At 59.7% G+C, this 25520-nt stretch carries 21 protein-coding genes and 1 pseudogene; 14 read left to right on the top strand and 8 right to left on the bottom strand.

Going from position 1 to position 25520, the window contains the following annotated elements:
- Nucleotides 1-31 precede the first annotated feature (31 nt).
- The 3 genes from MRBLMR1_RS29525 (at nt 32) to MRBLMR1_RS29515 (ending at nt 3084) form a co-directional block, all read left to right on the top strand.
- Nucleotides 32-790, top strand: a complete 759-nt coding sequence (locus tag MRBLMR1_RS29525; RefSeq protein WP_313198820.1) for an SDR family oxidoreductase — start codon at nt 32-34, stop codon at nt 788-790.
- 110 nt (nt 791-900) lie between these two features.
- The gene (locus MRBLMR1_RS29520; RefSeq protein ID WP_500067150.1) at nt 901-2307 is read left to right on the top strand and encodes an aldehyde dehydrogenase family protein; all 1407 of its coding nucleotides are present in this window, start codon (nt 901-903) and stop codon (nt 2305-2307) included.
- Between the two features lie 75 nt (nt 2308-2382).
- Complete coding sequence (locus MRBLMR1_RS29515) at nt 2383-3084, top strand: glutathione binding-like protein (protein WP_500067149.1); 702 nt, start codon at nt 2383-2385, stop codon at nt 3082-3084.
- Nucleotides 3085-3110: 26 nt separating this feature from the next.
- On the opposite strand, the gene MRBLMR1_RS29510 is transcribed toward MRBLMR1_RS29515, so the two are convergent.
- From MRBLMR1_RS29510 to MRBLMR1_RS29495, 4 genes and pseudogenes are all read right to left on the bottom strand, one after another.
- Nucleotides 3111-5849 carry an ATP-binding protein gene (locus MRBLMR1_RS29510; RefSeq protein ID WP_500067148.1) on the bottom strand — a complete coding sequence of 913 codons (2739 nt, stop codon included), beginning with the start codon at nt 5847-5849 and terminating at the stop codon, nt 3111-3113.
- A 186-nt stretch (nt 5850-6035) separates the two neighbouring features.
- A complete protein-coding gene (locus MRBLMR1_RS29505) occupies nt 6036-8159 on the bottom strand; it encodes an ATP-binding protein (RefSeq protein WP_500067232.1) in 2124 nt (707 codons plus the stop codon).
- A gap of 303 nt (nt 8160-8462) precedes the next feature.
- Nucleotides 8463-8708: pseudogene (locus MRBLMR1_RS29500) on the bottom strand (winged helix-turn-helix domain-containing protein); the annotation flags it as partial.
- Between the two features lie 213 nt (nt 8709-8921).
- Nucleotides 8922-9647, bottom strand: coding sequence for an SDR family NAD(P)-dependent oxidoreductase (locus tag MRBLMR1_RS29495; RefSeq protein WP_500067147.1), 726 nt, complete (start codon nt 9645-9647; stop codon nt 8922-8924).
- Between the two features lie 275 nt (nt 9648-9922).
- On the opposite strand from MRBLMR1_RS29495, the gene MRBLMR1_RS29490 reads away from it, so the two are divergent.
- The 3 genes from MRBLMR1_RS29490 to MRBLMR1_RS29480 all read left to right on the top strand — a co-directional run bounded on the left by MRBLMR1_RS29490 (nt 9923) and on the right by MRBLMR1_RS29480 (nt 13392).
- Nucleotides 9923-10498 carry a helix-turn-helix domain-containing protein gene (locus MRBLMR1_RS29490; RefSeq protein ID WP_500067146.1) on the top strand — a complete coding sequence of 192 codons (576 nt, stop codon included), beginning with the start codon at nt 9923-9925 and terminating at the stop codon, nt 10496-10498.
- A gap of 285 nt (nt 10499-10783) precedes the next feature.
- Nucleotides 10784-11233 carry a (2Fe-2S)-binding protein gene (locus MRBLMR1_RS29485; protein ID WP_500067145.1) on the top strand — a complete coding sequence of 150 codons (450 nt, stop codon included), beginning with the start codon at nt 10784-10786 and terminating at the stop codon, nt 11231-11233.
- Nucleotides 11234-11244: 11 nt separating this feature from the next.
- On the top strand, nt 11245-13392 hold the full coding sequence (locus MRBLMR1_RS29480) for a xanthine dehydrogenase family protein molybdopterin-binding subunit (protein ID WP_500067144.1): 2148 nt from the start codon (nt 11245-11247) through the stop codon (nt 13390-13392).
- 142 nt (nt 13393-13534) lie between these two features.
- Here the strand turns inward: MRBLMR1_RS29480 and MRBLMR1_RS29475 are convergent, their stop codons facing one another.
- Complete coding sequence (locus MRBLMR1_RS29475; protein ID WP_500067143.1) at nt 13535-14761, bottom strand: phthiocerol/phthiodiolone dimycocerosyl transferase family protein; 1227 nt, start codon at nt 14759-14761, stop codon at nt 13535-13537.
- 252 nt (nt 14762-15013) lie between these two features.
- On the opposite strand from MRBLMR1_RS29475, the gene MRBLMR1_RS29470 reads away from it, so the two are divergent.
- From MRBLMR1_RS29470 to MRBLMR1_RS29445, 6 genes are all read left to right on the top strand, one after another.
- Nucleotides 15014-16045: a sensor histidine kinase gene (locus tag MRBLMR1_RS29470; protein ID WP_500067142.1), complete on the top strand. Its 1032-nt coding sequence runs from the start codon at nt 15014-15016 to the stop codon at nt 16043-16045.
- A 208-nt stretch (nt 16046-16253) separates the two neighbouring features.
- Nucleotides 16254-16763 (top strand): cupin domain-containing protein, encoded by a 510-nt coding sequence (locus MRBLMR1_RS29465; RefSeq protein WP_500067141.1) that lies wholly within the window; start codon nt 16254-16256, stop codon nt 16761-16763.
- 47 nt (nt 16764-16810) lie between these two features.
- On the top strand, nt 16811-17563 hold the full coding sequence (locus MRBLMR1_RS29460) for a gluconate 2-dehydrogenase subunit 3 family protein (RefSeq protein WP_500067140.1): 753 nt from the start codon (nt 16811-16813) through the stop codon (nt 17561-17563).
- An 11-nt stretch (nt 17564-17574) separates the two neighbouring features.
- Entirely contained in the window at nt 17575-19344 is a 1770-nt protein-coding gene (locus MRBLMR1_RS29455) for a GMC family oxidoreductase (RefSeq protein ID WP_500067139.1), read from the top strand.
- Nucleotides 19341-20561 (top strand): c-type cytochrome, encoded by a 1221-nt coding sequence (locus MRBLMR1_RS29450; protein WP_500067138.1) that lies wholly within the window; start codon nt 19341-19343, stop codon nt 20559-20561. The genes MRBLMR1_RS29455 and MRBLMR1_RS29450 overlap by 4 nt, the downstream gene beginning before the upstream one ends.
- A 76-nt stretch (nt 20562-20637) precedes the next feature.
- On the top strand, nt 20638-22011 hold the full coding sequence (locus MRBLMR1_RS29445; RefSeq protein ID WP_500067137.1) for a dihydrolipoyl dehydrogenase family protein: 1374 nt from the start codon (nt 20638-20640) through the stop codon (nt 22009-22011).
- Nucleotides 22012-22048: 37 nt separating this feature from the next.
- Here MRBLMR1_RS29445 and MRBLMR1_RS29440 read toward each other — a convergent pair whose 3' ends face one another.
- A complete protein-coding gene (locus MRBLMR1_RS29440; protein WP_500067136.1) occupies nt 22049-22414 on the bottom strand; it encodes a cyclic nucleotide-binding domain-containing protein in 366 nt (121 codons plus the stop codon).
- Between the two features lie 374 nt (nt 22415-22788).
- Between MRBLMR1_RS29440 and MRBLMR1_RS29435 the strand changes: the two genes are divergently transcribed.
- Nucleotides 22789-23688, top strand: a complete 900-nt coding sequence (locus tag MRBLMR1_RS29435; RefSeq protein ID WP_500067135.1) for an NmrA family NAD(P)-binding protein — start codon at nt 22789-22791, stop codon at nt 23686-23688.
- Between the two features lie 212 nt (nt 23689-23900).
- Here the strand turns inward: MRBLMR1_RS29435 and MRBLMR1_RS29430 are convergent, their stop codons facing one another.
- Entirely contained in the window at nt 23901-24773 is an 873-nt protein-coding gene (locus tag MRBLMR1_RS29430) for an MBL fold metallo-hydrolase (protein WP_500067134.1), read from the bottom strand.
- A 98-nt stretch (nt 24774-24871) separates the two neighbouring features.
- On the opposite strand from MRBLMR1_RS29430, the gene MRBLMR1_RS29425 reads away from it, so the two are divergent.
- Nucleotides 24872-25255, top strand: coding sequence for a winged helix-turn-helix transcriptional regulator (locus MRBLMR1_RS29425; RefSeq protein ID WP_500067133.1), 384 nt, complete (start codon nt 24872-24874; stop codon nt 25253-25255).
- On the opposite strand, the gene MRBLMR1_RS29420 is transcribed toward MRBLMR1_RS29425, so the two are convergent.
- Nucleotides 25252-25512, bottom strand: a complete 261-nt coding sequence (locus MRBLMR1_RS29420; protein ID WP_500067132.1) for a type II toxin-antitoxin system ParD family antitoxin — start codon at nt 25510-25512, stop codon at nt 25252-25254. The two genes, MRBLMR1_RS29425 and MRBLMR1_RS29420, sit on opposite strands and share 4 nt — an antisense overlap.
- Nucleotides 25513-25520: the final 8 nt, after the last annotated feature.

Here is a 25520-nt window from a genome sequence, read left to right as displayed (position 1 = left end):
CAAACCCAAATCAACCCCAAGGAGAATGACCATGAAAATGTCCGGCAACACGATCTTCATCACAGGCGGTGGCTCCGGTATCGGCCGGGGTCTGGCCGAGGCCTTCCACAAGCTGGGCAACCAGGTAATCATCTCGGGACGCCGCAAGGCCAACCTCGATGAAACCATCAAGGCGAACCCCGGCATGGCAGCCTACGAGATGGACATCACCGATCCGGCAAGCATCGAGCAGGTCGCCGCCAAGATCATCGCAGACTACCCGGCGCTCAACGTGCTGTTCAACAACGCCGGCATCATGCCGTTCGACGATGCGGCCAAGGCGATCGATGAGAAGACGATGCAGAACATCGTCACCACGAACTTCCTGGGCCCGATCCGAATGACGTCCGCCCTGATCGAGCATCTCAAGAAGCAGCCTTCGGCGGTGATCATCAACAACACCTCGGTACTCGCCTACGTGCCGCTCGCCTACAATGCCGTCTACTCGGCGACGAAGGCAGCCCTTCATTCCTTCACCATGTCGCAGCGCTTCACCCTGCGCGACACGTCCGTGAAGGTCCATGAAATCGCTCCGCCGTGGGTCGATACGGACCTTATCAAGAAGAGCGGCGATCCTCGCGCGATGCCGCTCGACGCCTTCGTCAAGGAAACGATGGAGAAGCTCGCGACCGACCGGGAAGATATCTACGTCGACGCGATCCAGATGCTCCGCGACAACCCAGGTTCGAAGGAGCACGAGTTCTTCTTCCAGTTCAACGAAGTGATGGTGAAGGAACCGATCCCGGTGTGAGGCCTACCGGCCGAATTCGGAGCGGTCGGTACACGGCCGCTCCGGCAAGCCGCCTGCAAAGGCACGTTAGAACGACGCCCGGAACGTGGCGCTTTCAAGAGGACATACCAATGAGCTACAAACTTCTCGTGGACGGGGAACTGATCGACGGAGCAAAGGACGTCGGTGTCATCAATCCGGCGACCGCGCAGGAATTCGAGATCGCTCCGCGTGCCGACAAGGCCATCGCATTGAGAGCCATCGCCGCGGCGAAAAAGGTGTTCCCCTCGTGGGCGGCGCTTACCTACGAGCACCGGTCCGGCTATGTCGAGGCGTTCGCGGCCGCTCTGGAAGCCCGCGCTTCGGATTTCTCCCGTCTTCTCACCCTCGAACAGGGGAAGCCACTGCCGCAGGCGGAAGCCGAAATCCGGGGTTCCGTCGCGGCGCTCCGCTTCTTTGCTTCCCAGGAAATCAAGCCGAAAGTGATCCGGGACAACGAGCACGAATACATCGTCGAACAGCGTTATCCCCAGGGCGTCGCCGCCGCGATCACGCCGTGGAACTTTCCGATCTCCCTCCTGGTCTACAAGGTTGGGGCCGCGCTGATGACCGGAAACCCGGTGATCGCAAAGCCAGCGCCGACCACCCCTTTGACGACCTTGCTTCTCGGCGAGTTGGCTGAGAAGATCTTTCCCCAGGGCGTATTCCAGACCCTCGCGGACACCAATGATCTCGGACCGCTACTGACGAGCCACGAAGACATCGCGCATGTCAGCTTCACGGGATCGACGCCGACCGGGAAGAAGGTCCTGGAAAGCACGGTAAGCACGCTCAAGCGCTTCACGCTTGAACTCGGCGGCAACGATGCGGCCATCGTGCTGGACGACGTCGATATCGACAAGGTCGCTCCAGCAATCTTCCGCGCGGCAACCCTGAATGCCGGACAGATCTGCTTCGCGACCAAACGCGTCTATGCGCCAAAGACGCTCATCGAACCGCTCACCGAAGCTCTGGTCGCCCTCGCCAATGATGCCAAGGTCGGTGACGGCCTGGAACAGGGCACCACCATCGGTCCGATCCAGAACAAGATGCAGTACGACAAGCTGCAGGGGTTCATCGAGGACTCCCGTCGCAACGGCAGGATTGTCGCGGGCGGCGTGCCGGCGGAGGGCGACGGCTATTTCATCAGGCCGACAATCGTCCGTGACTTGCCGAACGACGCGCGCCTCGTCAAGGAAGAGCAGTTCGGCCCGGTTCTTCCGATCCAGGTCTATGACAGCGTGGACAGCGCGATCGCCGAAGCCAACAGCGTCGAGTTCGGGCTGGGCGGTATCATCTGGACGAGCGACTTCGAAAGAGGCGTCTCCGTCGCGTCCAAGATCGAGACCGGGACCATCTGGGTGAACCAGCACATGTCGCTCCCCTATGATGTCGCCTTCGGCGGCGCAAAGCAATCTGGTCACGGCGTGCAGAACGGCATCGAAGGGATGGAGGATTTCACCCAGCGCCGTATCGTAAACGCCCGCAAGGCGGCTTGATAGCGGTCGTCTGAAAGATACGTCGGCGGCAAGGCTGCCGGCGTCCCGTTCAACAGTCACTTGAGGTCGATAACCTTGAAACTCTTTGCTCACCCAGGTGCCAGTTCCCTTTCCGTGCACATCCTGCTCAGGGAGACCGAGCTGCCGTTCGAACTCGAGGTCGTCAACGTCACGGAGAAGATAAGGGCCTTCGGCGGCGATTACCGCGAGATCAATGCAAGGGGCATGGTTCCCGCCCTCGAACTCGAGGATGGAACGATCCTAACCGAAAACCTCGTAATCGCGCAGTACATCTGCGATGCCGCCGGACGTGTTGACCTGATGCCCGCAGCCGGGACACGGGAGCGCTACGCGGTGATGGAATGGCAGAGCTTCATCGCCACCGAGCTACACAAGGCGACTTCACCCCTCTTCTGGCCGCTCGACGAAGAAGCCAAGTTCTTTGTGCGGAAGCGTATTTCCGGCAAGTATCAGGTGGTGGAAGAAGCACTGCGGGGCAGGCCGTTCCTGACCGGCAACCATCTGACCGCGGCCGACGCGTATCTTTTTCCGATCCTGAGCTGGGCCCTTTTCTTCAAGATGGACCTGTCAGAGTTTCCGAATATTCAGGGTTTCCTTCACCGGATGGGCAAAAGGCCGAGCGTGCTGAGCGCGCTGGAAGCAGAGGGCAGGGGGCTTGTCACCATCCTTGCGGACGAGATCGAAGTGCGGCCGTTTGAAGCGTACGACCCGGCCGCCCGTGCTCGCAGCGCCCCCGGGTTAGAGGCGAGCCGTTGATAATCAGGTTGTTCCCCAGCTGAAGCTCACGATGCGAGAAGCTTGCGCGCCGTATCGATATCGGCGATCGGATGAGTGCAGTCGAACTTGGCCAGTGACGACACGAGTTCATCCTTGGCAGCTGCCACTTGCGAAGGTGGCACGAGGCGGACGAGGCATATTGCGCATCGGAGCTCCCAGAACGCAGCCCCCATGGATCGCGCCAAATTCAAAGCCTCTCGTAGAAGATCGACGGCCTTTTCGCGGTCTCTTTTGATCAACGTCACCGCCTTGAGTCTCAACAGCTCCGGTCTGCACCATCCCGCATCGCCGCACAGCGCCCTATCGAGGGCGGCGGCGGAAGCCCTGCATCCTGCGAGAACGGTCATATACTCCAGGCGCATGCCAACGCCTTCCAGCAGCACACCCTGCAGTGCCGTCTGCACTTCGTCGGTCTGGGTGTTGTCCGGCACGATCATGTCATAGCCATCCACCCACTCCTGCCAGCGAACCAGCATGTCTCTTGCAGTCAGTTGTCGGACTGTGTCGAGCCTGGCCCGCGCTTCGACGGTATTTCCGGAGAGATATGCGACGGGTACAGCGGTGAGGCAAAGCATCAGGCAGCTCGATATGGAATGCCCGAGCTGTTCGGAACCCGCGAGCATCTCGCGGACTGCGACAAAGCTCTGGTCGATCTTTCCCTCAAGAAAGTCGATCATCGCGACCACGGCCTTCGCGATTGTTCCCTGGTCGTAGCCAGTGCCGTTGTTGAGCGTCGTCCTGACTGCCCGGCTCGCTTCGAGAAGAGATATCTCTGCCTGCTCCCTGGACGAGGAAAGCTCGCCATGAAAGAGATAGTTGTGCTCCAGGAACCGACTGTAGCTTGCGGCCCCCGGAAATCGCTGCTGCAGATCCTGGGCGATCGCGATCGAATCTGTGTAGCGCCCGTTTGAACTCGCAACCGAGGCCTTGCCCCCGTAGGCCCTCATGATGCGGCCGGGATTTCCCAGTTGCTCGGCTATCACGGCGGCGCGCTCGAATTCGGCGATCGCCTCTTCGTCGCTCTTAAAACCGCGGATGTGATAAAGACCGCTACCGCGAGATACCCGAAGCTGAAGCTCGATGTCCGTACCGACATGCTTCGTGGAAGGGAGGAGGTCCAGAGCCTTCTCGACCGCGATCAGCTGCTCATGCATCACACCGAGTTGCGTCCACAAGACATTGGATATCGCGATCAGTTCGACGGCCAGATTCAGGTCGCCTTGCGGGGAGAGCGCCCACTTGGACGCTGAGCGCAGATCGTTGATGAGCGCGCCGTACCGCCGCATCCAATCGTGAGTCGGGAGGGCACGCCAGTCGTATTCGGCCCGCAGCAGTTCCTCACGACAATAAAGTGCGTGAGCCGAGCGGTACTGCGGTTGTAGTCCGCTCGCCGCGAGCTTCTCTGACGCGTATCCTTTCGTCGTGTCCAGAAGGCGATACCTGCCGTCGTTGTTGGACACCGCAATCAAGGACTTCAGGACGAGGCCATCGAAGGCGTTGTCGAAGCGCTCTCCCATTAGCCATTCGCGGGCTATTGCCTCAGCGCCTTGATCGGAAAACGTACCGGGAAAAACCGCTATTTGCGCAAACAGCGTCCTTTCGTCTTCGGTGAGGCTGTCATAGCTCCAATCCAGGGTGGCCCTGAGTGTCTGCTGGCGAGGCGGCGCTGTTCTCCTGCCCCTACGCAGGATCGACAGGGGATCGTCGAGCGAATCGAGCACGCTCGCCAGACCGAGATTGCTGACGCGCGATGCGGCCAGCTCGATCGCCAACGGGATACCGTCCAGACTGCGGACGATGTCCGCGGCCGCTAGAACGCTCTCGTCGTCATCGAAGGTCAAGGTCTCCGAGGCAAGCCTGACCGATTCGACCAAAAGCTCCACCGAAGGAAAGGCGAGGAGTTCGACCCGCGACGTCTCGGTATCAGGCACGGGCAGCGAGGGCAGTTGCCTTACCCTCTCGCCCGCGACGCGTAACGGCTCCCGGCTGGTGGCCATCACCGCGATTCCTTTGGTCGCCTTGAGGATCTGGTCCACTGTGACCGCTACGGCCTCAATAAGGTGTTCGCAGTTATCAAACAGAAGGAGCGCGTTGCTTTCCTGAAGCGCGTTCAACACCGCCTGACGATAGTCCTCGGTAAAAACGATCAAGCCGAGCGCCGATGCCAATGTCGGCATAATCAGGCTTTGGTCTGTAAGGGAGGCTAGGTCGATGAAAATGACCTTTCGCGTCTCGGATATCCGCCCGGCGATCTCGAGAGCGACAGCCGTCTTCCCCATTCCTCCAGCGCCGGATATTGTTAGTAGCCGGGTCGAACCCAAGGCGGAAAGGGATGATTCCACGAAGCTCTCACGACCGATCAGCCGGCCCGGAAACCGCGGCAAATTGGAGTCCGGAACGGCAGACGGACTGCCATGGAAGGTATAGCCAGCGTTCGAGACCTCGACGGGTGCGACGAAGATGTAGCCTCGACCAGCGATGTTTTCGATGTAGCGACGCCCGCTGTTTTCGCCGAGTGCTTTTCTCAGGGTGACGATATGCACTCGAAGAGCGCCTTCTTCGACAGTTGTCGTGGGCCAGGCCGCCTGTAGCAAGTCCTCTTTCGAGACAATTTCCCCGGCTCGGCTTGCTAGAACGACAAGTATTTCGAGGGCTTTCTTGCCCAACTGATAAGGCTTCCCAGCTTCGGAAAGCCTTTTGGTGGTCAGATCCAGCTCAAAGCTTCCGAATTTGAGAAAAGACATCGTATTCGCCGCAGTACCCGCTGGATTGAAGGAATACAGCGGGTATCACATCTGAACGACCGTCTTGCAACGGATATCGGATCTATCGGACGTCAACTCGTGAAGACGTGATGACTGCCGGTGCGATGTCCGAAAACGCGCGACGCGCGGCGGGTACGCGATCAAATTATCGGACTGACGCGGACGTCAAAGGAAACGCGCGATCAGGTCCTGTTCTGGGCCCGACGGTATCTCCGGGTATCTCGCGACCGTGCCCTTTAGGGCGTCGATACCGCGCGGCGTCAGGCTTGCGAGGCTGGACGCGCACCGGAGTTCCCAAACCAAATGGCCGTGCTGACGGGCGAATTTTATCCCGGCGTCGAGTAAATCCACAGCTTGCGAAGGGTCCTTGGTCGCGATCCGCTCGGCCTTGAGTCTGACGACTTCGGCGTGGCACCATCCCGCATCACCCTCGAGTATCCAGTCCAAAAGCCCTTCTTCCAGGTTCTGCCCGCCTACGACTGCCATGTGCTCCAGCATATAGCGCTCCGAGTGCAGCCACGGCTCGATGGATAGGACAGTGCGCGCCGCGTTCTCGCTCCCCGCCCTCGCCAGGCTCTCGAACTGGTCGGCCCAGATTTTCAGCCTGCCAAACGAGCTTTTCTCCGAAATTTCCTGGAGCCACTGAAGGTGTCTCCTCGCTTCGTCGGCAAGGCCGAGTGACGAATAGATCGGATAGGCTCCAGCGGCGAGTAAGAGGGCAAGGGAAGACGGCTGATCGATCTCGACGGCTTCGCGGATTGCATCCTCGATCGTCGCTCTGGCTACCGCAGCCTTCCCGCTCAGCCATGCCGACTTCGCCATCAACGTGAAATGCAGGACGCGATGGTCCTGTCCGATCGCGCTTGTGGTCGTCCTGGTCGACCTCGCGGGATTTGCGAGAAAGTACGCGCTGGAAATCTCTCTGGTTCTGTCGATAGCGCCGGCATAAAGCGATGCGTATGTGGTCAGGCATTCACTGGCCGCAGCGGCGGCTCCGGTGTCGCCGGGTATCTGTCTTTGTGCTGTTGTTACCGCTTCCGTGTATCGACCCCGAACCATCAACATCGAGAATAAGCCGCTTCGAGCCAGAACGGCCGTCCGACCGTCCTGTACGGTATCTGCGAGCTCGGAAGCGGTAGTGAACTCTCGGATAATGTCTTCGCCCGTCTCGAGACTTCTCACGTGGAATAGCAGACCGCCACGCAGGACGCGTAATCGCGCTTCGAGGGCGGAATCGACGATCGCGCTTGTCTCGAAATGGAGAAGGGCGGATTCAACAGCCTCGAGACCCTCCCTGTAAAGACCGAACTGTAACCATACCGCGTGCGACTGGATCATTAGCGTCGCGCCGAGCAGCATGTGCTGGGACCGCATGCACCAGTCCAGGGCACCTCGGAGATCCCCGATGAGATCTCCATGAACCTCGTACCAGCGCGGGACGGAGAGAACTTTCCAGTCGGTTTCCGATGCCACTAACCGCTGGAGGACATAGTGGGCATGATTTTTGCGGAAATTGGCCTCGTCGGCTGGCGATTTCTGGACCATCACCCTGACATAGGCTCTGGTTGTTTCGAGAAGCCGGAAACTCCCCACCTTGAGGGAGATCAGCGATTTCGCGACGAGGCCGTTGAACGCGTCGTCGAAATCTTCAGCTGGGAGCGCATCCCCGGCGATCAAACGAGCCGATTGGATCTGAAAGCTTCCGGAAAACACTGACACGGCCGCCAGGACGGTCTGCTCTTGCGAGTTCAGCAAGCGATAGCTCCAGTCGAGCATCGCCTCAAGCGTCTGATGCCTTGCCGGCGCGGTTCTCCTCCCTTTCCTTAGAGTGGCGATCGGATGGTCAAGCGAGGCCAGGAGGTCCGAGACGCCGAGGTGCACGGCACGGGATGCCGCCAATTCGATAGCCAACGGGATGCCATCCAAGGCCCGCACCACATCGGCCGCAGCGCTCATTGTCTCAGGCTTCGAAAAGTCGAGATGCCCGGAAGCAAGCTCGACCCTATCGGCAAAGAGTCTAAGGGCGGAATATTCCGATACATCGCTGGGGACCACGCCCTCTTCGGGAAACGTCAACGAGGGGAGTCGGCTGACGTATTCGTCCATGACACCCAACGGCTCCCGGCTGGTCGTGAGTACCGTCGTTGCAGCGGTGCGATAAAGTATCGTCTCCACCACCTCCGCGCAGCTGTCGATCACGTGCTCGCAGTTGTCGAATACGAGCAGGTATGGATTCTCGGCGAGGGCAGCCAACACCATCGGCATTGGCTCGTCGGCGAAGCTGATCAATTCCAGTCGCATCGCCAGATAGGATACCAGCTGGCTTTCTGCCGTGAGAGTGGAAAGATCGAGGAAAATGACCGGACGTCCGGCCGATCGGAAGTGATTTCCGATCTCGACTGCAACCGAAGTCTTGCCGATCCCTCCGCTCCCGATGATACTCAGGAGCCGATGGCTCCGCAGCACCTCAAGCGATGATGTGATGAATGCGCTTCTGCCGAAAATTTCCGATGAAACATGCGGAAGACCGGGTTCGACATGACCGGAAGAGGCCAGCCTGCCCAACTCGACCGTTTTTAGGAAAAGGTATCCACGGCCAGGAATAGCCCTGATCCAAGGGTCATCTGGTTTCGTGCGAAGTACCTTCCGAAGCTCGACGAGATGGACACGGATAGCGATGTCGTCGACGGTGGCTTTCGGCCAGACCGCCTCCAGCAACTCCGCCTTCGAAAGGATACGTCCGGCATTCAGCGCGAAGTACCGCAAGAGGTCGAAGGCTCTCGCGCCCACTCGAACAGGTTGGCCACTATCGAGCAGTCGCCTTGAGTTGACGTCCATTTCGTAGGTTTCGAAGCGAATAACTGTCAATTGAACACCGGGCTCGCAGGCATGCCGGAGAGCTGAAGGTTCTAAACGAGTAGGGTGCTATCGGGGCCGTGCCCTTGGATTGCACCCGACATCTGCCGCGGTAGCTCTCCCTAACCCGGCACGGATTTCGTCAGTGGCGAGCTCGATCTTTGCAGCGCTACGCCGCCGATCCGAGCCCGACGGTCAAGCGTTGTATCCGCCGTCGACGTTCAGGACGCTGCCCGTGATAAATGTCGCCCCGGGCCCTGCGAGAAACATGATCGCATGAGCCACCTCGGATGGCCGCCCCAGCCTCTTGAGCACGTTCGCCTCCCGTTCCGCCGCGAGCGTTTCCTGCGAATGCACGCCTTCGCCATCGCTTTCCAACGCCCCGACCTGCACGACATTGACGGTTATTCCCCGCGGACCGAGGTCATGCGCGGCTCCCTTGCAGAAGGCGGCTATCGCCGCTCTCGTCGCCGCGAATTCGGCCAAACCTGGCGTGCCTACCCGGTCTGCTATGCTCGAGCCCAAGGCGATCACGCGGCCACCATCGTTCATGACCTTCGACGCCGCCTTTATCAATGCGAAAGCGCCTTTGACATTCATCGAGAGCTGCTCGTCGAGAGCCTCCTCATCGACGTCCTCGTCATCGACCTGGCCTTCCACGCGGCGGAAATTGTTCGCGACCAGCACATCCAGCCGCCCGAATGCGGCCATGACCGCTCGAACGAGTTGGGTGGCCTCAATGGTGTTGGGTCGACTGCTCGTCGGAAAACAGACAACACGTCCCCCATACGACCGGAGCGACTCGAGGAAGTGAGCGTCAGGCTCAATCTCAAGCGCTAGCGCAAGATCCGAACCTCCCTCGGCGAGCGCCTGGACGGTTGCCTGGCCAATGCCACTATCCGCCTGGGTTACAAGAGCCACCCGGCAAATCGAGGCCCGATCCGAATTTTGTCCCACCACGTTCACGAGAGCCTCATCAAGCTTGCATTGGCGAATGGAACCCCACTATCTATCTGATTTATCGGGGAACCTCCGCCCGCAACTACGCGGCTCCAAGACGGCGGTATTGTAAAATCCGGTCCCGGCAACTGTTAAGGCCGACATTAATCGCCATAACTTCTTTTTACATCTCATAACTCGATTTCACGTCCCGCAACACGGCACCCTCACTGCATCGAAACAGCGAGGACATCGTGATGAACAAGACGATTTCTTTCATCCCGCTCCAGGACGAAGCAAACGGCTCCAAGACGTGGGGCCTCGAGGCGGATTACCGCGCCATCGAAGGTCTGGTCGAAAGGCAGAGCCTTGCCGACAAGAGGATCGCGACCTCGGTCGAAACCAAAGAGAAGCTGACGGCCGGCCTGAGCGAGTGGCAGCGCAAGAAGATAATTCGCTACGTTGACGGGAACGTCGACTCCAAGCTGCGGGTTTGCGACCTCAGCGAACAGGTCCGCCTCAGCGTCAGCAGGTTCTCGAAGGGGTTCAACGTAACGTTCGGCCGACCGCCCTACGACTATGTCCTTTCCAGACGCATCGAGGCAGCGAAGTACCTGATCGCTTCGACCGATGAACCGTTGAGCCAAATCGCGCACGCTTGCGGCCTGAGCGATCAGGCCCATCTCTCCAAGGTGTTCAAGCGTCTTGTCGGCACGACGCCCTTGAAATGGCGCAAGAGCGCTTCCGTGGCGCGATCGACGCAGTGGGATTATCTGACAGCGGGCACGCGCCACGCAAGTGGCCGCTTCGACCAGGCAGTTGCCGCTCTCTGAACGGGCGGCGACCGCGCACATGTGCCCTATACGCGCTGCGGTCACCGTCATCTTGTAGGCGGTTCTGCCACGCCCCCCGGTTCCCGCTCTCGAGTGCAGAATCGTCCAATTTTCCAGAGTACTCCACCAGTAAGATATCCAATGACGCTTCGGTTGTCCGGCAGGCGTGGCAAGGCGGATTTGTCCGCTCGACAGTGATCGTTATCGCGGCAATCGCGGATCATTTCATGCGCGACCGGGCGGATCGTTCTGCGTCGGACATCAGGTGACGGAGAAGGGCGAGCGATGAAACAGGTAACGATCAACGGCACCATCCACGAAGTCGATGTGCCGGACGATATGCCTCTGCTGTGGGTACTTCGAGATGTGCTCGGCATGACGGGAACCAAATACGGATGCGGGATCGCCCAGTGCGGCGCGTGCACCGTGCATCTCGACGGGGTGGCCGTCCGTGCCTGTCAGACGACAATGGATTCCGTCTATGGCCAGCCCGTCACCACGATCGAGGGTGTCGGAGGAACTCCCGTCGGTGCAAAGGTGCAGGCGGCCTGGCTCGAAAAGGAAGTCGTTCAGTGCGGCTACTGTCAGTCGGGGCAGATCATGTCCGCGACGGCGCTTCTCAACGAAAACCCCAAGCCAACGGATACCGACATCGACGACGCTATGGCCGGAAACATCTGCCGCTGCGGCACGTATGTACGTATCCGCGAAGCGATCCACTCGATTGCAGTGTGAAGGATACCACAGTGATCGAGAACCTTGTCTCCCGTAGAAACTTCCTCAGGGGTACAGCCCTTGCCACCGCTGGCCTCGTCCTGGCGGTCCAACTTCCCGACAGCGTCCGCCGCGCAGCCGCTGCCATGGGCGACCAGAAAAGCTTTGTCCCGAACGCGTTTGTCAAGATCGACGCCGACGGCATCACCCTGATCATGCCCCACACAGAGGTCGGGCAAGGGATCTACACGTCGAGCGCTATGCTCATGGCCGAAGAACTTGAGCTGGACCTTGACCAGGTGAAGGTCGAAGCCGCGCCGCCGGACATATCCAAATACATGGACCCGATCCTTTATGATCAGGCGACAGGTGGATCGACTTCTACCCGTTCCGACTGGATGCGGTTGCGCGAGGCCGGAGCCGCGGCGAGGATCATGCTTATCGAGGCGGCCGCGGAAGGCTGGGGTGTTTCATCCGGCGAGTGTCGCGTAGCGAGAGGGATCATCTACCATGACGCCTCGGGTAAGACGGTAACCTACGTCGACATCGCACCGCGCGCCGCGTCGCGGGAGGTGCCCAAGGAGATCAAGCTCAAGGAGCCTTCGCAGTTCCGGCTTATCGGCACAAAGGCCAAGCGGATAGACACACCTGCCAAGGTCAACGGCTCGCTGATCTACGGGATCGATACCCGGCTGCCGGGTATGGGATACGCGACCTTGTTGATGGCACCCGTCAAGGGCGGTAGGATCGCAAGGATGGACGAGGCCGCGGCCAAAGCAGTGCGCGGCGTCCGCGACGTCGTCAGGACGGACGACGCAGTCGCGGTCATCGGTGACCATATGTGGGCGGCCAAACAGGGCATCGACGCTCTCGAAGTGGAGTGGGATCACGGTTCGAACTCCTCGGTCACCAACGCAGCCATTGTCATGGACATGCAAGAGGTGTCGATGAAGCAGGGTGTCGTCGTCAGGGACCAGAACGACGCCCGATCTGTCATCGATAAGTCGAAGACAAAACTCGAGGCTATCTACCATTCGCCCTTCCTCTCCCATTCGCCGCTCGAGCCATTGAACTGCACGCTGCATATCGAGAATGACAAGGCCGAGCTTTGGGTGGGCACACAGGTTCCTGTGCGAGCGCAGAAGGCGGTGGCCGATGCCACCGGACTCGCCCCCGAGAAAATCACGGTCAACAACCAGCTGATGGGCGGCGCGTTTGGACGTCGCCTCGACATCGACTCTATCGAGATAGCCGCCCGCCTCCTCAAGGACATCCGCTATCCGGTGAAAGTGGTCTGGACGCGTGAGCAGGATATGACCCACGACTTCTATCGTCCATACTATTACGACCGCGTCGCCGCGGGTCTGGACGAGAGCGGTCGCCTTGTCGGTCGCACCCACCGTGTGACGGGGTCTTCGGTCTTCGCACGCTGGGCTCCGGCGGCCTTCATCAATGGCGTGGACCCGGACGCCGTGGATTGCGCCGCGGAGACGCCCTACGACGAGGACGCCGTCCTGGCCGACTATGTGCGGCACGAACCCGCCGGGGTGACGACAAGCTGGTGGCGCGGCGTGGGGGCAACCCACAACCTTTTCGTGGTGGAGAGCTTTGTCGATGAGATGGCGCACGCCACAGGCCAGGATCCACTTGAGTTTCGCCGCCGCATGCTGACGAAGAACCCGCGCGGCCTTGCCGTGCTTAACCTGGCCGCCGAGAAGGCGGGCTGGGGCGAGAAGCTCCCGCCGGGGCGGGGGCGTGGCATAAGCCTGCAGGTCGCCTTTGGCAGCTATCTGGCGCACATTCTCGAGATAGAGATCACGTCGCGAAAGCAGATCAGGCTGGTGCGCTCGGTCATAGCGGTCGATTGCGGCATCGTCATCAATCCGGACACCGTTCGGGCCCAGATGGAAGGCGGGGTGCTTTTCGGACTGGGTACGGCGATGTTCAACGAGGTGACATTCACGAACGGGGCGGTGGACCAGAGCAATTTCGACACCTATCGCATCCTTCGCATAAACGAGGCACCCAAGGTCGACGTCTACCATGTCGATAGCGGCGAGAAGCCGGGCGGCGTTGGTGAGGCAGGAACTGCTGCTGCTGCGGGTGCACTTGCCAACGCTATTTTCTCTGCAACGGGCAGACGCGTGAGGTCACTCCCGCTTTCACAGGCCGCCGTATGACGACGCGAACCTTCAGCTGGTAGGCCCCTCTCGGAAATAGCCGGGAAACGTCGTTCCGGCTATTCCTGGCCGCAGCCTGATTAAGGGAGGGGGCTACGGGCGGCACGAGCCACCCGTTCTTCCTGCAACTATGCAACTTCCTTCACAGATCGTCGAGGATTTCGACCATTCTATCCAGAAGTCCTTCCGTACCACCGACACTCGTGTGGACCAGGCTGAGAACGCCGCCAAAACTCGCGGCCGCAACGACATCCTGCCCCGGAACGGATCGGAGAACCGGAGCCCACACGCGTTCGACCGTTAGTTCGCCGTAGCTGGTAGGAAAACGGACAAGGCCAAGATTCGTCATCACGGTATCGTACGGGATTTGCCGGACAATACGTTCTCGGCTCGCACCATAGCTGCTGTCGTCCGCAAATCGTTTCGCGAGATCGGCGATAATCCGGCGCGCCATTTCCTCGCTTCGAAACATATCGATCTGCCGCCCGACGCGACGCGCCTCAGCCCAGAAAGTTTGATCACCTTGCTCGAAGGGCGTGATGGCGATTGAGAGAAACAGCCCGACTTGGTCCGGTACCGAAAGGACCGGTTTGAAGTCTATCGGGGACATTACGCGTAGGGTCGCGCCATTCCATCGGCCGTCCAGAGACATTTGCGCTCTCGCCACCGCCGCCGTTAGCATAGAATTGACCGTCGCGCCTTGGGACCTAGCGAGAAAAAAGAGCCTTTCTGAGAGATCATTCTCAAGATCCACGGCCGTAACAACGGCTTTGAGCTCCTCTGCCTCCGATAGATCGGATGAAGTCCCTGAGTGGTCGTGATCATCGCGAGGCGTGTTTTGTAGAAACTGCGGGAGTTGCATTCCCAACCGCTGTTCCAGGAGGTCTGCTGGCGGCATGTCGTGAAAATTGCCGCCGCTCAAGGCCACCAATATCTCGTGCATAACAAAAAGGGCGGCCAGACCGTCGGCCACGCTATGATGAAACGTGAGGATGACCGTGGTGTCCGCGGCACCAGTCAACGCCACCGCGCGGACCAATGGACCGGCGGCGGCCGAGAAAGGTCGGTTCACCTCATCCTGAGCCACTTGGTGCCATCGGATTCCCTCGCCGCGGATCACCATCAGCGGGATAGGGTTTTCCGACGCCAGGAATGCATGAACTCCGTCTTCGTCCCACCCGATCGATGCTCGAAGGAGTTGGTGTCGTGCCTGTACGGTCTGTATCGACTTAACGAGATCCGCTTCCGGGACAACACCTCGTACCCTCACCGCTACGGAAAATACCATCGCTCCACCCTCGCCGTAGGCGGCGAATAGGTGCTCGAACGTGCCAAGTTTCCTGATTTTCCGTTGCGTCATTACCGTCATGTCATGCCTCGCTACCTGAACTTACGAATAGCGACGGGATAAGCATGGCGGACACAGCCATATTGAAGAATCGGGTTCCAGCGTGGGCCGCTCGATGGCGTCATCCGTCCACCTTGCGAACCTGACTGCGGAGCAAATTACCACCTCTGTCACCTCGGAGGGCTGAATCGTCCTATTCCCGCCAAGGTCCAGCAACTAGCCATTGAGCTATCCCGAACCCAAGCGGCCTAGTCCGAAGATTTGGTGCATAAGATGCCTCAGACCTATCCCATCCTCATCGAAGCGCTCGCTCAGATCGCCGCCTCAAACGACAGCGACCAGATTTCCGAGATCGCGCGGAACGCCGCTCGGCGTATCCTCTCAGCAGAAGCTATCGCGATGATCCAGGCTAGGGGTGACGTCGGTATGCCGTCTTGGTCCCCGGCCGCGGACAAGCTTACCACGAACGCGCCGGCTGTAACGATCGCGGTAGGATATGTCCCGATGGGTGCTGGAACGCTGGCGATCGACGCAATACCGGAAACTGCGGCAGAGCTCTGCCCCATATCCACGGAACGGCTGCCCGCCCTGTTCAGCGGCCTCTCGACTGAATACCGGAACTATGACGGCGATCGAGACACCGTGGCCGAGATAATCGCCGCACAGACGCTTGCGAGCGCGGCGTCGGCCGCAATTTCGCGTTGCGTGAACCTGACCGCGTTGGCGAGCGCGAGGGCTCGTCTCGAGTTGGAGCGCGATGACGTGCGCCATCGTCTGAAGAACGCCTACGCATCAGCCATCGGCCTTGCCAATCTTTCGCTTCCGAAAGAGCACTCCAAAGACTTCGCCGGTCGATTGCGCACACTCGCCGAGGTGCACCATTTTCTCGACGACGAAGATGACAGGAAATTCGGGATCCCTCTCAGTGAGGTCTTAACCGCGGTCCTTTCGCCCTATCACGACTCGACACAGCCGAGGGTGATGGTCGAAGGCCCCGACATCGACGTCAGCTCGACCATGGCCGCGGCGCTGGGGCTGTTGGCGAACGAACTGGCGACTAATGCTCTAAAGTATGGGTCGCTGTCTGTGAGCACGGGCCGGATTCTTGTCCAGTGGACTGTGTGCGATGACGAACTCGGCTTCTCGTGGAGGGAGATCGGCGGTCCCGAGGTCGATTGCGGAGCCTCGCCGAACCAGGGCTCTAAGCTGATGCGCATGATCGTCGAGAGCCAGCTTCGTGGAAAGATGGCTCAGCGTCTCACTCCAACGGGTCTCTTGTTCTCCGCGTTGATGCCTATGGCTTAGCGATGCCCGTAACCCTATCGGCACTTTAACGACGCTGTCCCCACGCAGGCCTCCATCGGCGACACGGACATCTGAAACGAGGACCTTGTTTACGGCGCGCCCGGATTTTCCAAGAACCGCGGTGTTGGAACGACCACACTCGGCCCGAACAATTCGACAACCAATCGAGCGATCACGCGCCGATCTTCAAACCAAGACTGGAGCTAAAATGCTGAGGACGATCCTAGCCGTCGCCCTGATGGGCATCTGTCCATACGCCTCCGCGCAGGATATGCCCGCGCCTACCGTCACCGCTGCCGGTGCCGTGCTTGATGCACCCGGACAGGGCGTGATCCCGTCTGTCAGCATGCATACGGCGGCCCTACCACAGCTCTACGATCTCGACGCCCAGCCCAAAGAGCAGATTTCCCCCTTGGTCCAGCGGCAGTACCTGAGCGGCGTGCAGTCCACCATCGTCAAGTGGACGGTCAAGAAGGGTGGCGTTTTCCCGTTGCACCATCACGCCAACGAGCAGATCACCTGGATCACCGAAGGTCGTTGCGAGGTGTCCTCGCAGGGTAAGAAGTTCATTATGACGGCGGGCACAGTTCTCGTCATCCCGCCGAACGTCCCGCACGAATTCCACTGCACCGAAGACACGATCGACATCGATTTCTTCGCGCCGGCCCGACAAGACTGGGCCGACGGCGCTCCCTCCGTGGCCGCCGGATCGAAATAGCCGAACCGGGCCGCAGCTGCTTTCCTCTTCAAATAGAGAAATCCTAAATGTCAGACACAGGTCAATTCCGGGCGACCCGGAGGTGGTTTCTATCTTCTGTCGCGACGACGATGTTCGTCGCCAGTATGGGCAGCGCGTTTGGCCGGACTTTTTCCGGAAGCCTGCCGTGGACCGCCGCGTCGGCCGATCCGCCCGTGCCGTTTTCTCCGGCGGGTTGGCGGTTCTTTACCGAAGGAGAAGGGCGGCTGGTAAGCGCCATCGTTGACCGCCTTATCCCGGCGGACGATCTCAGCATCGGGGGGAAGGACGCGGGATGTGCGGTCTACATCGACCGACAGCTCGCCGGGGACTACGGCTCTTCAAGCAGACTTTACACGAAAGGCCCATTTCTCAAGGGTATTCCTCAACAGGGCTACCAGGGACAACTCAATCCAAGCGAGCTGTATCGCCGCGGACTGGCAGCCATAGCCCGGCACGTCGCCGAAAAGTACGACGGGAAAGCTTTCGGCGATCTGCCAACGGAGGTGCAAGACGGTTTCCTCGCCGAGCTCGAGGCCGACCGCATAGAGCTGCCCGATGGTGTCGGCGGAAAGGAGTTCTTCGGTTTTGTCTTGAACAACACCATGGAAGGTTTTTTCGCGGACCCGGTCTACGGCGGCAACAAGGACATGGTTTCCTGGAAGATGCTCGGCTTTCCGGGCGCGCGCTACGACTATCGCGATCACGTTTCCAAACACAACCAACCCTATCCGCATCCCCCGGTATCCATCCTGGGCGCGATGGACTGGGCGTCGAAATAGAAGGCCAGACAATGACGAATATCCTTCCTCGAAAAGACGTCGTGATCATAGGGCTTGGATGGACGGGGTCGATTCTCGCGAACGAACTCGCAGACGAAGGCCTTGACGTGCTGGCCATCGAGCGCGGCCCGTGGCGCGACACCGGAACCGATTTCAACATCGGCTACGTGCAGGACGAGCTGCGTTACGGGATCAGGCGCGACCTTTTCCTCCAGCCAGCCGTCGAGGCGATGACGATGAGGAACAACGTCTCCCAGACGGCACTTCCCATACGCGACTACGGTTCATTCCTCCCCGGCAACGGCGTCGGGGGAGCCGGAGTTCACTGGAACGGTCACACCTGGCGCTTTTGGGATTCCGATTTCGAAATCCACTCGAAGCTAACCGAACGTTACGGCGCTGCCCGCCTCGAAGGCCTTCAGCTCCAGGACTGGGGGATCACGGGTGCGGAAATCGAGCCATACTATGATCGTTTCGAATACCTGGCCGGGATATCCGGCAAGGCCGGAAACATCAACGGCAAGATCCAGAGCGGCGGCAATCCGTTCGAGTCTTCCCGATCGAGGGACTATCCGCTGCCTCCGATGCAGATGACATACGCCCCGACGCTGTTCGCCGAAGGCGCGCGGTCGGTCGGTTGGCATCCTTTCCCGACGCCCTCGGCGAACCTATCCGAGGCGTACGTGAACCCACTCGGGGTCGCGATGGGCCAATGCACCTTCTGCGGCTTCTGCGAGCGCTTCGGGTGTGCCAACTACTCCAAGGCCAGCGCCCAGACCACCATTCTTCCTGTCCTCATGAAGAAGAAGAACTTCGAGCTTCGAACCGATAGCGAAGTCCTTCACATCGACCTGGACAAGTCCGGTAAGATGGCCCGCGGCGTCACGTACGTCGATACGTCGGGAACCGAGTTCTACCAGCCGGCGGACATGGTGCTCGTGTGTGCCTTTGGCTTGCACAACACGCGTCTGATGATGCTCTCGGGTATCGGCAAGATCTACGACCCCCAGACCGGGGAAGGGACGATAGGGCGCAACTACGCCTATCAGACCGTGTCGGGTGCGCAGTTCTTCTTCGACGACGACAAGAATTTCAACCCGTTCATCGCAGCTGGCGCGCTTGGGCAGACGGTGGACGATTTCAACGGCGACGCCTTCGATCACGGTCCGCTCGATTTCGTCGGCGGGGCGGGGATCAACTGTCTTCCCAGCAACGGCCGGCCGATCGCCACTAGACCCGTGCCTCCCGGCACCCCCCGATGGGGCTCTCAATGGAAGAAGGCAACGGTCAACTCCTACAAGAGCACCATGAGCCTTTTCTCCCAGGGCTCAAGTTACCCGACAAGCTACAACCACCTTGATCTCGACCCGACCTACAAGGACCGCTTCGGCCGTCCGCTCATGCGCATTACCTTCGATTTCCCGGACAACGACCTCCGCATGTCGCACTACGTCTCAGACAGGATGGTCGAACTCGGCAAAGCGCTCGGCGGTCGCGAGACCGTTGTGCCCAAGCTCAAGAAGGGTTGGGATGCACTGGCGTACCAGACAACGCACAATACGGGCGGCGTCGTCATGGGCAACGATCCCCGGACGAGTGCGGTGAACCGCTATCTGCAGAGCTGGGACGTCCCGAACGTCTTTGTCGTCGGAGCATCCGCTTTCGCCCACAACGCCGGAAAGAACCCGACCGGAACCGTTGGAGCGCTGGCCTTCTGGGCCGCAGACGCCATCAGGAACCAATACTTACGAAACCCCGGAACGGCTTTGGTGAGCGCATGAGACACGCCCTGGCATTTCTCACGACAACTGCCCTGTGCGCCGTTTTGTCCCCATTGACGGCAAGCGGAGCAGATCAAGCCGACCAGATAAGCCGCGGCCAATACCAGGCGGTTATCGGAGACTGCGCGGCCTGCCACACCAAACCGGGTGGCCAGCCCCTCGCGGGTGGCGCGCCGCTCCAGACGCCTTTCGGTCCGCTCGTCCCGCCCAACATCACGCCGGATCCTGAAACCGGAATTGGCTCCTGGACCGCTGATGACTTCAAGACGATGATGCGGACGGGCATCGGTCATGGAGGCAAGCGCCTTTACCCGGCGATGCCATATCCAGCCTATACGAAAATGTCCGACCGCGACGTTTCCGACCTGTGGCAGTATCTGACAACCGTTCAGCCAGTCAGGAACGAGGTGGAAGCAAACCAGCTACCATTCCCCTTCAACATCCGCCTATCGCTTTTGGGATGGAACTTGCTCAACTTCACCGAAGGAGCCTACCAGCCAGATCCGTCCCGATCCGACGAGTGGAACAGGGGCGCATATCTCGTCACGGGTGCAGGACACTGCTCCACTTGCCACACTCCGAAAACGATCCTGGGCGCAGACAAGGACAGTCAGTTTCTCAAAGGGAGCTCCCTTCAAGGATGGTACGCACCCAATATCACCGGAGATGTCCATTCGGGCGTCGGATCCTGGACGAGCGAGGAGATCGTGGCCTACCTCAAGACGGGGGTGGGTACGAAAACCATAGCGTCCGGGCCGATGGCTGAAGCCATCGAAAACTCGACGTCCAAGATGAACGACGCGGATCTGGCCGCGATCGCCAATTATCTCAAGTCAGTTCCGGGCGAACGACCGGCTGGCAACGCCGCGCTGCCCGCAAACGATCCCCGCATGGTGGCTGGCCAGGCTATCTACCGTGACAACTGCTCCGCATGTCATTCGGCAGACGGAAAAGGCGCGATGCCGCTTTTCCCGGCGCTGTCCGGCAACCAGATCGTCCAGCAAGACAGCGCCGAGACCCCAGCGCATCTGGTCCTTTTCGGGAGCCAAGGGGCGCAGACGGATGCCAGACCGACAAAGCCATCCATGCCCGCGCTCGCCTGGCGACTGAGCGATAAGGAGGTCGCCGATGTCCTGACCTATGTTCGCAATAGCTGGGGGAACGTCGCGCCCGCCGTTAAGGAAGGCGACGTGAAAGATACGCGAGGAAGTCGATAAGCTCGATTTTACAATCAGATAGTCTCTTCGAATGGTTTCATCTGAAAGGAGCGAAACCCTCAAGGAGAAACTGAAAATGGCACGAGTAGAATCCTTCGACATCCTCGTCTTCGGCGGTGGCAAGGCGGGCAAAACACTCGCGATGGACCAGGCAAAGGCGGGTAAGCGCGTTGCCGTCGTCGAGGCGGGACTTATTGGCGGGTCCTGTATCAACATCGCCTGCATCCCGAGCAAGACGCTCATCCGCAGCGCCGAAGTCGCCCATTCAACCCGCCGTGCCGCCGAATTTGGTACGCAGGCGGACAACGTCCGCACCAGTCTGGACCTCGTCCGCAACAGGACCGCGAGCGTCGTTGCGGAGATGGTCGCATTCAACCAGTCCGGTTTCGACGCAAGCGGCTTTGAACTCGTTCTCGGTTGGGGGCGCTTCGTCTCGCCCAAGACGATCTCCGTCGAGACCGGGAACGGCGTGAGAACGCTTACAGCCGACAGGGTCTATATCAATCTCGGGACCACGGCCGCCGTGCCGGATGTCCCCGGTTTGGCAAAAGCCGATCCAATCACCCATGTCGAAGCCCTGCAGCTCGGTGACATGCCGACGCATCTTCTTGTTCTCGGCGGCGGCTACATCGGAATGGAACTTGGGCAGGCGTTCAGACGGTTGGGCGCTGATGTCACCATCATCGAAAGCGGAACGCGTCTTGCCCCGCGCGAAGACGAGGACGTGAGCGCAAGTCTACAGGAGGTGCTGCAGGGCGAGGGTGTCAATGTCGCCCTCGGTTGCACGGGAACGACTGTCACGGGTAAGTCGGGCCAGTCGGTCACCATAACGACGGCGGATGGACGCCGGTTCGAAGGATCCCATATTCTCGTCGCCGCAGGCCGACGCCCGCGGACCGAGAACATCGGCCTTGATCTCGCCGGGGTTGAACTGGACGCCAAGGGCTTTATCAAAGTCGATGAACATCTCCAGACCACTGCCGACGGCGTGTGGGCGATGGGCGAGGTGGCGGGAACGCCTATGTTCACCCACGCCTCGCTCGACGACTACCGGATTGTCGCGAGCCAGCTCAAGGGCGGTAACCGCACGACCCAAGGGCGTATCATTCCGTACTGCGTGTTCATCGACCCCGAATTCGCCCGTGTGGGCCTGAACGAGAGCGAAGCTCGTTCTCGGGGGATCGAGTATCGGACCGCACGGCTGCCCATGGACGTCGTGCCGCGCGCGCGGACCCTTTCGCAGCGGAAGGGCTTCATCAAGGCACTGGTCGCGAAGGATTCCGATCAGATCCTCGGCTTCAGCATGCTGGGCGTCAACGCCGGGGAGGTCATGAGCGTCGTTCAAATGACAATGCTTGGCCAACTCCCGTTCACAGCCCTCCGGGACGGCATCTTTGCCCATCCGACGATTACTGAAGGCCTGAACATGCTCTTCGGCAACGTCAAGTAATATGAGACCATAGTGGCCGTCGCAGAGGCGGCGGCCACTACAGGAATTCCGTTTCCCGCGGAATCTCGAAAAGCCTCCGTATGCGGGATGCCAATGTATCGGGATGCGGCACATGCGTAAGGGCGCTTGCGTTCGTCAGGTGCTCCTCGTCTTCCATCCGCCGGGAAAGAAGAACGCCGAGCTCCTCTGCGAGTGCAGGGCGGTCACGCATCACTGCGGCAAGATCATCCTTCGATATCTCGTAGATCACTACGAAAGTCAGCGCCCTTGTGTCTCCGGCTTCGGCGGCATTGACGAGTACGCCGCGCTCACCGAAAAGGTCACCTGGCGACAGACGGGCGAGTTCGGCGCGAACGTCGTTCTCCGTGTGCTCGACCACGGCGACTCCGGTCCTCATTATCATCAGCGAGGATACCTGTGCTCGACACTGACCGCCTTGGTCAATGGTCACAAGCAGAGGCAGGTCGAAGAGCTGTTCCCTTGGCATCACCCACGCCGAATAGGAAGATGAAGTCAGTGCCGCGGGCCTCGGATGCCAGCTTCCACGGTGATAACTGCGCGGCTGGCCGAAGTCGCATTCATCTCAGAGATTTTTGGGATCGCGTGAAGGTGAGATTGTACAATCAGCGTCTTTATCTTGGGCCCAAATTCCTTTGGCTATCTGGTCCTTGAACCTGGCCCTGTGGAAGGGCTGCCATGTAAGGACCAGCGCCTACCTCGTAAGGGTTCGATAACGCCAGCTTCTAGGCCGGGGCGTCTATGGAAAAGGTAATTATAATGACTAAGGTTTCAGCCCAGCAAGGTGGCCGCATCGCTGTCGTTGGTGCGACGGGTCGGATCGGCTCTGCGTTACTTAGTAAGCTTGCCGATGACAATGTCGATGTAGTCCCGCTGTCTCGCAGTGCTTCTTCGGATCGATTGCCGCCTGGGATGGTTCCTGCGATCATCGATTTTGAAGCGCCTTCGACATTGTCCAAGGCGTTGGAAGGCGTAGACAAGGTGTTCATCGCCCACGGCACCTATGCAAAGCAGGTAGAGAACGAGATTGCTCTCATTGATGCCGCAGTCGGAGCTGGAGTTTCACATATCGTCAAAGTTTCGGTCATGGGTCCTCCTGTTCGCCTGCACCCTTTCGACTGGCACGCAAAAATTGAAGCACATCTCGCAGCTTGTAATATCGGTTATACGCTGCTGCGCCCCTCCGCTTTCGTTGACATTCTGGCACGAGCAGCGGTGCCGGTAGCGGATGGCTTTTGGGGCGGAGCTGCGGGAGATGGCCGAGTGAACTTCATCGACACGCGAGATATAGCAGACGTTGCGCGGGTGGTTTTGCTTGACGGACGGTTCAACGATGTCCAACGCGCCTATCATCTAACCGGTCCGGCCTCTGTGAGTATGCCGGAAGTAGCCACTGAACTTTCCGGACAGCTTGGACGTGAGGTGAGGTATCTGCGACGTACTCCCTCCGAACATCGAAACGTTCTACTCCAAATGGGAATGAGCGAGATGGCTGCAGATATCGCGCTTGGGCTGGATCATCTTTTTGAACGATCAGTTCAAGCGGAAACTACCGCCACCGTCGCCGAATTGACCGGACACGCTCCACGGTCAGTAGCTGAATGGCTAAAGGACAACATTTCCGCCTTCAAAAAGAATCCTGTCGCGGTTCAAGGGTAAGGAGCTGTAGCTTTCGGGTGGACCTATCACGCTTGGTCAACCTGTGATGAAAACAGCGCTTACCCATAGAAGCTGTTGGATCATGCTGTTCTTCATCGGCTGAGTTAATTCGCCGACATGGAATGCACGAAACGAGACCAGAAGGATTGCACTATACCGCTTCGATGGAGCCGGGGCTCCTCAGATGTGTTTCTTCCCGACTCCGAAGACGTTCACTGATGCGCGATCCACTGCGCCGGCACTAGCTTGAACCCGCTACCGTCTCTGACGACGTTCGCAACGCCTGGATACTCGATGTGCATCCCGGCGACGGTCAGGCCTTCATCGGCCGCCCGCCCGAGAACGGCCTTCCGTGTCTCGACCGCCATGGCGCTGTCATAGTCGGTCAGGAAGCCAGCCTCCGGAATTTGGGTCTGGATGTGCGGAAGCCCGACGATATCACCCCAAACCAATATCGCTTGTGTACCGCTGCCAACCCGATAGCCGACATGGCCGGGCGTGTGACCGAGTAATGGTATCATCTCGATCCCAGGCGCGACTTCGCCTCGTTCCGTTAGCACAATCCTATCAGCGTAGGGCAGCAGCGCCCGTCTTGCCCCCTCAGCTCCCTGCCGATCCGCGACCAGGTCGATGTCCTGCTCAAGCCAATGCCGCGCTTCTTCGCGATGGAATACGACCTTGGCGTTCTCGAACACGGCATTGCCCTCAAGATCGACCAGTCCGCCGACGTGGTCGCCGTGGAGGTGCGTAAGCAATACCGTTTCGATGTCCTCCGGTTTCAGGCCTACAAACGATAGCGCCCGCGCCACCTGCCCGGCGGTCGGGATCACGCCTGCACCCAGACCGCAATCGATGAGGATCGGTCCATGCCTTTCGCTTCGTACGAGATACGTGTTGATCTCGAGCATGAAGTCGGCCCTGCGCAAGGCCTTTCGCTGGATCTCGACGCCTTCTTCGACCGGGATATCTTTGAGGAACGTCGCGAGTTCGAGCTGCACATATCCGTCGGACAGCGTGGTCAGCACCGCTCCCCCGACCTGCCAATTGACGGCGCTCGCCGTGCTTGTCACGCTGTTTCCTGCCATTCTAGCTCTCCTGCAATTCATCTGTGACGCACTGGTATCAGAATGATATCTAGTGTAAATTACGCACTATAAGGTGACTAGATTTCCCCGAGGGTACCATGCCAAGCGACAAGCCGATCTACCCGAACCGGATCCTGCTCGACCAGGTCGCCGACAAGTGGACCATTCTGGTCCTCGGCGCGTTGTGCGCGGGCGGCGGCAAAGCCAGGTTCAACGCCATCCTCCGCGAAGTGGATGGGATGACCCAGAAGACCCTCACGGTATGCCTGAGGAAGCTAGAGCGGAATGGTCTGGTAGCGCGGACGATCCTTGATACTGCTCCGATCGGGGTTGAGTATTCGACGACCCCATTGGGATATACGCTGAGCAAGCCATTCAAGGCCCTTCACGACTGGGCGGAAGAACACCTCGATGAGGTGGAGGCGTCCCAGCGGAGGTTCGACGCGAAGGACCCGGCACCACAGGAGATCGCCCTCGGCTAGTCGTCGTCCCCTTGCGTTGTGACGTCCGCCAAGAGTGCTGCTGCCGACCTGTATTGCACGCCAAGCCCGGCCTCAATCTCGGAATCCGCTGCATGTATTGCCCTGCGCAGCGACTGCATACCTGTCTCGTTGTCGGCAAGCATGCGGATGCCGGCGCGCACTGCCTCGGTCTCCGTGGCGAAACGGCCTTGCTTGACGAGATCGGCGAGTATGCCGTCGTAGCTGTCACCGAGAGAGAATGCTTTCGCACGTGCCACCATCTGCT

Origin of the sequence: Neorhizobium sp. LMR1-1-1.1, from assembly GCF_040675795.1 — a bacterium.
Classification (GTDB): Bacteria; Pseudomonadota; Alphaproteobacteria; order Rhizobiales; family Rhizobiaceae; genus Neorhizobium; species Neorhizobium cellulosilyticum.
The sequence above is the reverse complement of the archived record's forward strand: the minus strand, read 5'-3'. Positions and strand labels throughout refer to the sequence as shown.